Genomic DNA, 10972 nt, shown 5'->3' with positions numbered 1-10972 from the left:
CGGGTACTGCTGCGAATTCTGACCCGGAAAAAGCACCGACAGAATTCCGTACCCGACCGCAACCGCGTTACGTTACCGAGTGAAACGCTATCACTCAGAACTTGTACTTAGCACCCAGATAGAATTGACGACCCGTGGTGTGATCAACAACGATACGGTCGAAGTCCACAACCTGGACGTTGGGTTCGTCGGTCAGGTTAATGCCCTCAAAACTCAGCGTCGTATTGTCATTCAGGTTGTAAGTTGCAACGAAGTCAACGTTAGTGGTGCCGAGCGTACCTTCATAGGTCAGGCCGTTGCGCGTGGATGCCGGCGAGCGCGTCATATAATCACTGCGCTTGGAGAAAGACACGCGCGCACTGAAGACATCATTCTCATAGTATGCAGTGGCGTTGTAGGTATTCTTCGACATGCCGGTCAAGGCGTCGTACAGCGGGTCCTCCTTGGTGCCGTAGTTCATTTCAGAATCCACATAGGTGTAATTCAAAATGACACCAAAGTTATCTAGCACCGGCTGTTGATACTGGATTTCAAAGCCTTCCAGTTCGCCGCCTTCACCATTCACTTTTTTGTTGATATTCCACAGGCTGTTTTCATCGAAGGTACCGCCGGCCCCTTCGAGCGCAGACGCATCCAGGCCGGTTTCGGACCAGGGGCGCCCGTCTTCAGACGCTGAGGTTATGAAGGAGTTAACGTCTTTATAGAAGTATGCCAGGGCCAACACCGCATCATCGGTAAAATACCACTCATAGGAGAGGTCGTAGGCACGAGCGCGGAAGGGGTCCAGCTTGGGATTGCCAAAACTGACTTCCCCATTGTAGGTATCAATACTGCCGTAAGGGCTCAAGTCACCCAGTGACGGACGGGCCATCACGTCGGCGACAGAAAAACGCACCACCATATCCTCGCGCACATCCAGCGCCAAGTTCAGAGACGGCAGCACATCGTCGTACTCGTTTTCCGCGGAGACTGGGATAATTTCATCACCATCAGCGGTTTTGCGCTTGGTCCAACCGGAAGACTCCACCTCTGTGGTCACATGGCGCACACCGAAGTTTCCGCGGAAGGGAAGACCTGCGAGTTCACTGTCCCAGCTCAATTGCAGGTAAAAACCTGTATCATCCTCTGTAACCGAGCGGTTGTCCTGTGGGCGGGTTTCGTAGGGCCTATCTCCCATGATTGCATCTACGTCCGCAGCAGCAAACGCATAGACATCACCCACGTCCGGGGAGAACCAGCTTACCCCCTCCATGGATACAATATTGCCGCCGAAGTTTGCCGCAGATATCCCCGCGAATTTTGGCTCGGCACGGTATTCCTGTACTTCGAACTCATAGCTCTTACTGGAAACACCAGCTTTCGCTCTCCAAGTATCGTTGATGTCATATTCGACATTGAAAGCGATGGTTTGGAAGGTGTTATCTACACTGTTGGGGCGGTGACGAAGCTGGAATAACTGGAAGTTATCCGGATTGGTGGTATCAAAGCCATGGAAATCCAAATTTCCGTTATCGGTATAAGTGAATGAACCATCGATACCATAGGCGTCGATAATGGCGGTAGTTTGTACCGGGTTGGAGAAGTTGGACTCAGAGGCACCGATAATACCGTCCACGCGCAACGACTCGCTGAAGTCGTGGGAAGCGCGAATCGAGAATTGATCGAATTTTGTTTCCAGCTCATCGAAACGGTTTTCGATGCGAACCGCATAGTCATCGAGCGTCATGGAAGTAATAGTGCCGTTACTGTCCATGGTGTAGTCGACGACATCTACAACCTCATAGTTGAATTTCTCCTTGATACCGACAGAAACAAATTCCTCCTGACGAGTTGCCTCGAAGTTGGAGGTCAAGTAATCCACCAGAATTTCAGTGCTGTCAGTGGGACGGAACTGCAGAGTACCGGTAAAACCCTGGCGCTGCTGCTCGTGGGTAAGGTTTCCATAGCGCGGGATACGCGGGAAAAACCCTTCATTCAGCGCAGCCAGCTCAGCTTCATCGGCACAAGCGGAGCAATTGACAAAGTTTTCGCTGTTACTCCAACGAACAGTGGAAAAGCCCTGCTCGAGAATATTGCGGTCAGAGTAGGAGTAGGAAGCCATCCAGCCAAACGTCTCGGCTTCGTTCTTGCCCGCAATCAGGAAAGAAGCGCGGGGATCGACTTCCTCAGACTGATCGTTATACCCCATTTGTCCATTGGCGGCGAAAGTAAAGGTATCATCGTAATCCAGGGGCTTGCCGGTGTTCAGGTCCACAGTGGCACCGAGAGAGCCCTCGTCCAAATCCGCCGAAGACGTCTTGTGCACGGTCAGGTTGGAAAACAACTCCGAAGCAAAGGTATTGAAGTCAAAGGAGCGGCTGCGGTTTGCGCCACCGGAGGAATCAGTACCGCCGGTGGTGGAAATGGCCTCCAGGCCGTTGATGCGCACGCGGGTAAATTGGGGGCCCAGGCCGCGCACGGAAATATTGCGGCCCTCACCGGCATCGCGGGTGATGGCTACACCCGGAATCCGCTGCAAGGACTCGGCGAGGTTCAAGTCGGGAAAATCCGCAATATCCTCCGCCAGAATGGTGTCTTTACTACCCACAGCGTAACGCTTTTGATTGAGCGCTTTAGAGAGGCTGTCCCGGTAACTGGCCGTAACCTCAATCTCTTCCAGCAACTCAGCGCTCTGTGCTTGCGCCACAACCGGCACGGCAATCACGGTCATCGCCAGGGCGAGGGGTTTGAGTTGGAACGTCGTCATGACTTTCATCTCCGCTTCTCTCGTTATTTTTTTGGCAAGCCGGTTTATTTTGGTAATCCGACTGGTAATACCACTTTTTATCAAAGCGAGCCGATAATCGCATATGGAAGACCAACTTACAACATTATGGCTGACCAATTTTTATAGTCTGGTTGGCTTCCGGGGCCAGCCATAAGCAAGCGGCAGAGGCGCCTCTGCACCGCCTAAAATCTATTTCGGCTTAAACAGCTCACCATTTATCGTCACCGCACTGACGGTCAGACCACTGACCTGCTCAATCACCCCGACGGACTCTGCCCGCAGAATGTCACTGCGCGCGACGTGCAATCCCCGAATGGGCGCGCGCTCAAAGCCGCGGATATGGAAGGCACGCTGAGCTCGTTCACAATGCAGGTTTTCCACGAAAATATCGTGGACATCCGGATCGTAGGGTCCCCGGTCCCCCTCCTCGTAGAAGAAATTGATCACAATCACGTCTTTCACTTGGCCAATGCTGACATTGCGCACATAGACATGCTGAATTTCGCCACCGCGCATGGCGTTGGTCTTGATCCGCAAACCACGCTCCAGGTTGGGACTGCTCATAGTGCAGTTTTCTAGGAACACATTGCGCACACCGCCGGAGATCTCGCTGCCCAGCACCAGGCCACCGTGGCCATCGCGCATGCGGCAGTCGCGGATCACTATGTTTTCACTGGGCACGGCGAGGCGACGGCCGTCGGCGTTGCGGCCGGACTTGATGGCGATACAGTCGTCGCCATTGTCGAACAGGCAGTTTTCAATCAGCACGTTGCGGCAGGACTCCGGGTCGCAGCCATCCGAGTTGGGACCGTGGCTGCGGGCGGTGATACCGCGCACAGTGACACTTTCGCAGAGCACCGGATGCAGCACCCAGAAAGGGGCGTTTTCCAGGGTTACATCCTCGATCAGTACATTGCGGCAGGCATAAAACTGCACCAGCGGCGGGCGCAGGTAGCTGCCGTCGGCGTAGACCCGCTCGGCCACGGGTACGCCGCGTTCGGCATCTTCAAACAGCGCCTTGCGCGCGGCGTGCTGGGTGGGCCCCGCGTCGGAGCTTTGGGCGCACTTGGTGTTCAGGCCCTTCCAGGGCCACCAGGTATCGCAGTCCGCGCCACCGTCAATGCGCCCCCTGCCGGTCAGGGCGACATTCTCGCAGCCGTGGGCGTATATCAGCGGCGAATAGCCCATCAGCTCCATGCCTTCCCAGCGCGTCTTCACCGGCGGCAGATAGCGGTCGGGATCGGGAATAAAAGACAGCACAGCACCTTCCCGCAGATGCAGCTCGGTATTGGACCCCAAGTGGATAGGACCGCTGCGGTATTGGCCCGGCGGCACCACCACGCGCCCGCCGCCCGCGGCGCGACAGGCCCGCAGCGCCGCGGTGAAAGCCCCGCTGTCGTCTTCGCCACCAGTGGCGCCAAAGTCGCGGATATCGAATTCCCGCGCCGGAATACGCGGCAGCTGGATGGTGTCGAGAATCTTCGGCACGGCGGCCCAGGGACCAGTGTAATCCTGCGGTGTGGGCCGGCTCATGGCGTGGGAAAGGGATGGTGCCATGGCAGAGAGAAGGATTGAGCGCAAAAAGCCGCGCCTGCTGAAACTCACAATTGCTCTCCCAGAAATTATTGTTTTATGTGTAATGGATCAGGCCAGGGCAAACTGGAAAGACCAGAGCTGCGTACTTAGCCTAGTCTGTCATACCAATTTTGCTGTGGCAACTGGGAGTCGGGGAACTACCTAGCGGGAGAATAGCGGGTGGTAAAGGGAAACGGCGGCGCATTCGCCCGAGCGCCACAGCTGACCCGGCGCGATCGAGCACTGGGATGGCGGATTCGAAAAATGAACCGGGGAGCGCCCTATCGACAGGAGAGAACAACCCTCCCCCGTCGCGTCAGGGCAAAGCAAAGCGCTGGCGGGCGGCATCGACTTCGCGGCGGGCGGCTTCCAGGGCCTCCGCCTCAGTGGCGTCCAGCAACTGCTGCACCACCCGCTGCAAATGATCGCGCATGGCATTGCGCGCGCCCTCCACATCGCGGCGCTTGATAGCCTCCAGAATACGGCGGTGCTCTTCGATGCGCGGCTTGGACCCAGCCTGGCGCACCTTCTCGAGAATGCGCGCGGACACGGTGGAACTATTGCGCAACTGCCACAGATGCTCGCACACGGATACCACGGCATCGTTGTGGGTACCGCGAGCGATATGCAAGTGAAACTTTTCATCCGCCACCTCCGCCTTGGCGTCGGTAGCGTTCTCCGCGATCATCTCCTGCAGCAGTTGCTCCAGTTCCGCAACCTCTTTATCACTCATCTCGCGGGCGGCCAGACCAGCGGCCTCCCCCTCGAACATAATGCGCGCCTGCAGGATTTCAAAAGGGCCGATGTCCGTGTCGGTGGGCTTGAAGCTGCCCGCCTCGGCATCCACCACATAGACGCCGGAGCCGCCCTTCACTTCCACGCAACCCGCCAGCTCCAAGGCAATGATGGCCTCGCGCACCGTGGGGCGGCTCACCTCGAAACGTTCCGCCAACTTGCGCTCCGCCGGCAGGCGGGTTCCGGGAGGATAGTCGCCGGCGGCGATGGCCGCGGCGAGCTTTTCGGCCACCTGTTGGTAGAGTCGCGAACCCTGCATGGACTGTCTCTCCGTAAGCAATTGGCAATAAAGAAGGTGTGGCGCAGTTTAGCAGATGGGGCTAAACCACAACAACCGATCGGCCACGTTGATAGTCTTACCAAAATTCAACATTGCGGCCTTACCAATATAGTGCTAGATTGCAACCATTCACAGAACCCAAGCGCGATATAAAAAGATTTGTAACCGCCTACGGGCTGCGGAGTCAGTGTACGGATGGACCTTATTCATATTCACGAAGCCGACAACGTGGCCCTGTGCCGCGCCCAGATGCCAGCGGGCAGTCTGGTGAACTGGCGCGGCGATATGCTGCAGTTGGCCACCGACGTACCGGCCATGCACAAAGTGGCGGTTCGCCCCATCAGCCGGGGAGACGCCGTGCTCAAGTACGGCCAGGTCATCGGGTTCGCCTGTACCGATATCGCCACCGGCGAACATGTGCACGAGCACAATATGCATGCCGGGGCGCACAAGCCCGACTATGCGTTTTGCAGCCAAGTACCGGTTACCGACTATATCGAGGAAAATGCCAGAGCCTCTTTTCGCGGCTTCCGCCGCGCCAATGGCCGGGTTGGCACGCGTAATTTTCTCGCCGTCGTTTCCACGGTGAACTGCTCCGTCACCGTATCCCGGGCCATCGCTGCCCGCGTCACCAACAGTGGTCAGCTGCGCGATTTCCCCAATATTGATGGTGTGGTGGCTCTCGGCCACGACAGCGGTTGCGGCATGTCCACCAGCGGTGAGGGTTACCGCACACTGATGCGCACCTTGCAAGGCTATATCTCCCACCCCAATTTTGCCGGCGTGCTCTTAATCGGTCTCGGCTGCGAGGCAATGCAGGTGAATCACCTGCTGCGCGAATGCGGCCTGGAGACAGGCCCTCTGTTCCAGACGATGACGATTCAGGGCTCGGGCGGTACCCGCGCCGCCATTGAGGCGGGCGTGGCCAAACTCAGTGAAATGCTGCCACTGGCCAACGCCTGCGAACGAGAGCGGGTATCAGCTTCGGAGCTGACACTCGCAGTGCAGTGCGGCGGCAGCGACGCCTTTTCCGGTATCACCGCCAATTCGGCTCTGGGGGCTGCGGCGGATTTACTGGTACGCCACGGCGGCACAGTGATCTATTCAGAAACACCAGAAATTTATGGCGCCGAACACCTGCTTACCCGCCGTGCGGTATCACCGGAAGTAGCACAGAAACTCCTGAATAGAATCCGCTGGTGGGAGCACTACACGGAAATAAACGGTGCGGCCCTGAACAATAACCCTTCACCGGGCAACAAGGCCGGGGGACTAACCACCATCGCGGAAAAATCCCTGGGCGCCCAGGCCAAGGGCGGCACCAGCGCGCTGCAGGATGTCTATCTATACGCGGAGCGCGTGCGCAAGAAAGGACTGGTATTTATGGACAGTCCAGGATTCGACCCCGTCTCTGTCACCGGGCAAATAGCGGCCGGTGCCAATATTGTCTGCTTCACCACCGGACGGGGTTCCGCCTTCGGCGCCAAGCCCGTGCCCAGTGTTAAACTGGCCAGCAACTCACAGCTGTTTCAGCGCATGCGCGAAGATATGGATATCGACTGCGGAGGCATAATCGAAGGCCACTACACGGTGGCCGAGTGTGGAGAGATGATTTTCCAGCGAGTGCTCGCCATTGCATCCGGAGAGAAAAGTGCCAGCGAACAGCTCGATTATGGCGACAACGAGTTCGCGCCCTGGCATATCGGCGCGGTGATATAGCAGCTGCTCCTTTTTGTTCAAGGCAGGCCTACTTTTTCCTATGGAGCCTCTGATTAATTCGCCTGAGCGCGGCCGTTGGTTCCGGGGCGCTCAGGCAATGGGATGGGTATTTCGAAAACACACGAGTGCTTCCCTGCAGCTCCACCGGATACCTCCTTGTATCCGACGGTTTCGATATGCACATCCCATCACCTGAGCTTCTCATTTGGGTGATATGTCGCTTTGTCGCCCAGGAGCCAATTAATCAGCGGCTCCCTAGCATTTCAGTAAACGGGCACCATCCGGCGCCCATTCAGGTTTTACCGCCGCTTCAGCTATCCTGCAAGAAACGCGCGATGGTGCGCACACCATGTCCCTTGCCCCCCGGGGCCCAGAGATCATTGCCACTAGGATGGTATGAGCCGGACAGATCCATATGCACCCACTTGCGCCCATCGTCACGCACAAAGCGGGCCAGGAAGGCAGCGGCCGTGGAGGCACCGGGGCTGCCGTCCGCACCCACGTTGGCAATATCGGCAAAGCTGGACGGGATCTGTTCCAGATGAAGGGGCTCCAGTGGCAAGCGCCAGGCTTTTTCATTTTCCGCCGCGGCCGCGTCCAACACCTTTTGCGCCGCCTCGTCCTCAAGGCTCAGTACGGAATTGTAATCGCGCCCCACCGCCATCTTGGCGGCGCCAGTGAGCGTGGCGGCATCGAGAATCCAGCGCGGTTCCTGTTCGGAAGCGGCAATCAGTCCATCCGCCAGCACCAGGCGCCCCTCGGCATCGGTATTTAACACTTCGACGGAAACACCATTTTTATACTGAATAATATCGCCCAGCTTGAACGCCCGGCCCGAGATCAGGTTTTCCGCGCAGCAAAGGTACAATTTGATACGCTTTTGCAATCCGCGTGCGATCGCCAGGGCCAGACCGCCGGTGAGCATGGCCGCGCCGCCCATATCGGACTTCATCGTCGCCATACCGCTGGAGGGCTTGATGCTGTAGCCGCCGGAATCAAACGTAATCCCCTTGCCGACCAAACAGATATCCACCGGAGCCTGTTCATCGCCACCGGGGTTGTAATCCAGCTGCAGCATCACCGGCTCGCGCACACTGCCGCGGCCCACGGTGTGGATGCCGACAAACCCCTCCTGCAACAGTGCATCGCCGGCGATGATCTTGTGGCTCACCGCCTCCGGCGCCAGCTCCGAGAGCAGCGCCGCTGCGCGCTCCGCCAGAACGCGGGGAGAGACTTCTTCCGGCGTGCCGTTGGTGATTTCCCTTACCCAGCGCGCGGCCTTTTCCCGCGCGGCCAGCTCTTTCAACTCTGCGGCATCGCCGGTACCCCAGTCCAGGGCGTTGTCTTTGCGCGGGTTAAAGAAACCGGCCCAGAAGGCCCAGCGCCGCTCCATATCCCAGCCATCACCGGCCAGAGCTACTGCTCCGATACCCATACCATCCAGACGGCGCGCTGCGCGCTGTGCCGCAACCAGCGGCCCTCCAACCGCCTTGGTGGCGTGCACAGTGGCGCCAGTTTCGGTAAAACTCAACAACCCCTTTTCCCCGCCCCAAATGTCTTCTGCGGGCGTCTCAACCAACTGAACCTGCATTGCCTTCGTCATACTGCATCCTTTACTCAAATCGTCGGGTGGATTCAGCGGTATTCTACCAGCCTACCCAGCTCACCTCTCCCACCCTATTTTGAAGTGAGGTAGCCTTATTCAATGATGCATGCAAGGTATCAAATTCAATCTGCCTGTTCTCCCGTTTCGAAGAGGAATACGTCATGAGCGATACAGCGCAAAAAATGCATTTCCATGTGCAGGCACAGCGTGTCGATGCACACGGTAGCCTGGCCCACTGCAAGGAAGCCAAACTGGAGTTGGATACCGATCTGGCGGGGAGAAAAGATGCGTTTAATCCCGCCGAACTATTGTTAGCGGCTGTATCCGCCTGCATGCTCAAGGGCATTGAACGCGTTACGCCCATGCTGAATTTTGAGCTACGCAGTGTAGAAATTCATTTACACGGCATCCGTCAGGATGTGCCGCCAAAAATGGAGTCCATCAATTACGAAATTATTGTCGATACCGACGAGCCTGATCGAAAGTTGGAGCTTTTGCACAATAACGTGCGTAAATACGGCACTGTATTTAATACCGTAGCCCCCGGCACAACCCTGCAAGGGACAATCAAGCGCAAACACTAATGAAAAGGCTGGGATAAGCCTTTCGAGGAAGCGCTGGGGAACCTCTGATTAATTCGCCTGAGCGCTGTAGTTGGTTATGGGGTGCTCAGGCAATGGGGGGAACATTTCGAAAACGCACAGCTACATTCCTGTACCTCCGTCGGATGCCTCCCGGCATCCGGCGTTTCGAAATGCGCACCCCACCACCTGAGCTTTTCATCCGACTTCAGAGTATTTTGTCGTCAAAGAGCAAATTACTCAGAGATTTACTTCGACGTCTCTGGTAATCGCTTATAGCGCAGCTTTATAGATAGCGGCCACTTCGTCGTCTTTCAACTTACGGGGATTAGTCAAGCAGCAGACATCCTTCTGCGCATTGCCCACCATAGTTGGAATATCTTCTTCCTTCACACCGAGCTCGCTCAACGTCTGCGGGATTCCCACATCCTTCGACAAGGCTTCGATAGCCTCAATGGCCAAATAAGCGGCATCCCGCTCAGACAGCCCGTCAGTTACTTGCCCCAAAGCATCGGCGATATCGGCAAAGCGCTCGGTGCGAGCCATCAGGTTGACACGGCACACGTGCGGCAGCAGCAGAGCGTTACATACGCCGTGAGGCAAGTTATAGAAACCGCCCAGCTGATGCGACATTGCGTGTACATAACCCAGACCAGCATTGTTGAATGCCATACCGGCCAGATATTCTGCATAGGCCATCTTGTCCCGGGCTTCCATATCATCGCCACGGGCCACCGCTTTGCGCAGATACTGACCGATTAAGCGAATCGCCTGGAGTGCACAAGCATCGGTGATAGGTGTTGCGTCGGTGGACACATAAGCTTCCACAGCGTGGGTCAGAGCATCCATACCGGTGGCAGCTGTCAAGGAAGGAGGCATATCGACCATCAATTCCGGGTCGTTAATCGCTACATCCGGCGTAACCCTCCAATCGACAATAGCCATTTTCACATGATTGGAGCTATTGGTAATAATGGTAAAACGGGTCATCTCACTGGCGGTACCAGCGGTGGTATTGATGGCGATAAAAGGAGGCAGAGCGGCCTTTAATTGGTCCAACCCCTCATAATCTTGGATCTTCCCACCATTGGTCACCAGAATACCAATCCCCTTACAGCAATCGTGCGAACTCCCGCCCCCCAAGGAAATCAGCAGATCACAGTTTTCCTTACTGTAAATCTCCGCGCCTTCTTCAACGTTATGGTCAGTGGGGTTAGGTACAGTGCCGTCGTATACAGCGCAATCGATACCTTCAGATTTCAGTAATTCCGTAACTCGAGCGGTATAACCGAGGTCTGTCATACCTCTGTCGGAAACCAACAGCGGTTTTTTTCCCTTGAGCATTTTCACACGCTCAGGCAAAGAAGCGAGGCACCCTTCTCCCATCAGGGAAACATTGGGTACGAAAAATGCATCAATCGTCATGGCGGGTCCTCTTTATGGGTAACAGCGGGGAAGATCTATTGACAGTAAAAGAGCACAAGTGGACGCCTTGCGTTCTAAACAACCAGCAACAGACGTACTGTGAGAACAGGAGCAATTTATCCCTCTCAGGAGCTAGGATACTGCAATTATCGGTATTGCCAAACTCCGGAATAGTATCAACTGGTTCAAGATGCGCCACTAAAGTGCAGAAATTATTCAGACAC

Annotated in this window: 7 protein-coding genes; 2 read left to right on the top strand and 5 right to left on the bottom strand. The window is 56.3% G+C overall.

Translation table 11 applies throughout. The annotated features are described in order from the left end of the window. Positions 1–94: 94 nt before the first annotated feature. The 3 genes from BM155_RS08345 to BM155_RS08335 form a co-directional block, all read right to left on the bottom strand. Complete coding sequence (locus tag BM155_RS08345) at positions 95–2746, bottom strand: TonB-dependent receptor (RefSeq protein ID WP_083421125.1); 2652 nt, start codon at positions 2744–2746, stop codon at positions 95–97. 210 nt (positions 2747–2956) lie between these two features. Beyond that, positions 2957–4348, bottom strand: a complete 1392-nt coding sequence (locus BM155_RS08340) for a glycoside hydrolase family 28 protein (RefSeq protein ID WP_323054278.1) — start codon at positions 4346–4348, stop codon at positions 2957–2959. Positions 4349–4658: 310 nt separating this feature from the next. Continuing rightward, on the bottom strand, positions 4659–5396 hold the full coding sequence (locus BM155_RS08335; protein WP_067150705.1) for a FadR/GntR family transcriptional regulator: 738 nt from the start codon (positions 5394–5396) through the stop codon (positions 4659–4661). A 216-nt stretch (positions 5397–5612) separates the two neighbouring features. Between BM155_RS08335 and BM155_RS08330 the strand changes: the two genes are divergently transcribed. Beyond that, a complete protein-coding gene (locus BM155_RS08330; RefSeq protein ID WP_067150702.1) occupies positions 5613–7136 on the top strand; it encodes a UxaA family hydrolase in 1524 nt (507 codons plus the stop codon). Positions 7137–7446: 310 nt separating this feature from the next. On the opposite strand, the gene pepB is transcribed toward BM155_RS08330, so the two are convergent. Further along, positions 7447–8739, bottom strand: a complete 1293-nt coding sequence (gene pepB, locus BM155_RS08325) for an aminopeptidase PepB (RefSeq protein ID WP_074902364.1) — start codon at positions 8737–8739, stop codon at positions 7447–7449. Between the two features lie 164 nt (positions 8740–8903). Here pepB and BM155_RS08320 point away from each other — a divergent pair, with 164 nt between their 5' ends. Continuing rightward, positions 8904–9326 carry an OsmC family protein gene (locus tag BM155_RS08320; protein WP_074902362.1) on the top strand — a complete coding sequence of 141 codons (423 nt, stop codon included), beginning with the start codon at positions 8904–8906 and terminating at the stop codon, positions 9324–9326. 270 nt (positions 9327–9596) lie between these two features. Here the strand turns inward: BM155_RS08320 and BM155_RS08315 are convergent, their stop codons facing one another. Continuing rightward, positions 9597–10748: an iron-containing alcohol dehydrogenase gene (locus BM155_RS08315; protein WP_074902359.1), complete on the bottom strand. Its 1152-nt coding sequence runs from the start codon at positions 10746–10748 to the stop codon at positions 9597–9599. Between the last annotated feature and the right edge of the window lie 224 nt (positions 10749–10972).

The organism is Microbulbifer thermotolerans (genome assembly GCF_900112305.1).
Classification (GTDB): domain Bacteria; phylum Pseudomonadota; class Gammaproteobacteria; order Pseudomonadales; family Cellvibrionaceae; genus Microbulbifer; species Microbulbifer thermotolerans.
The sequence above is the reverse complement of the archived record's forward strand: the minus strand, read 5'-3'. Positions and strand labels throughout refer to the sequence as shown.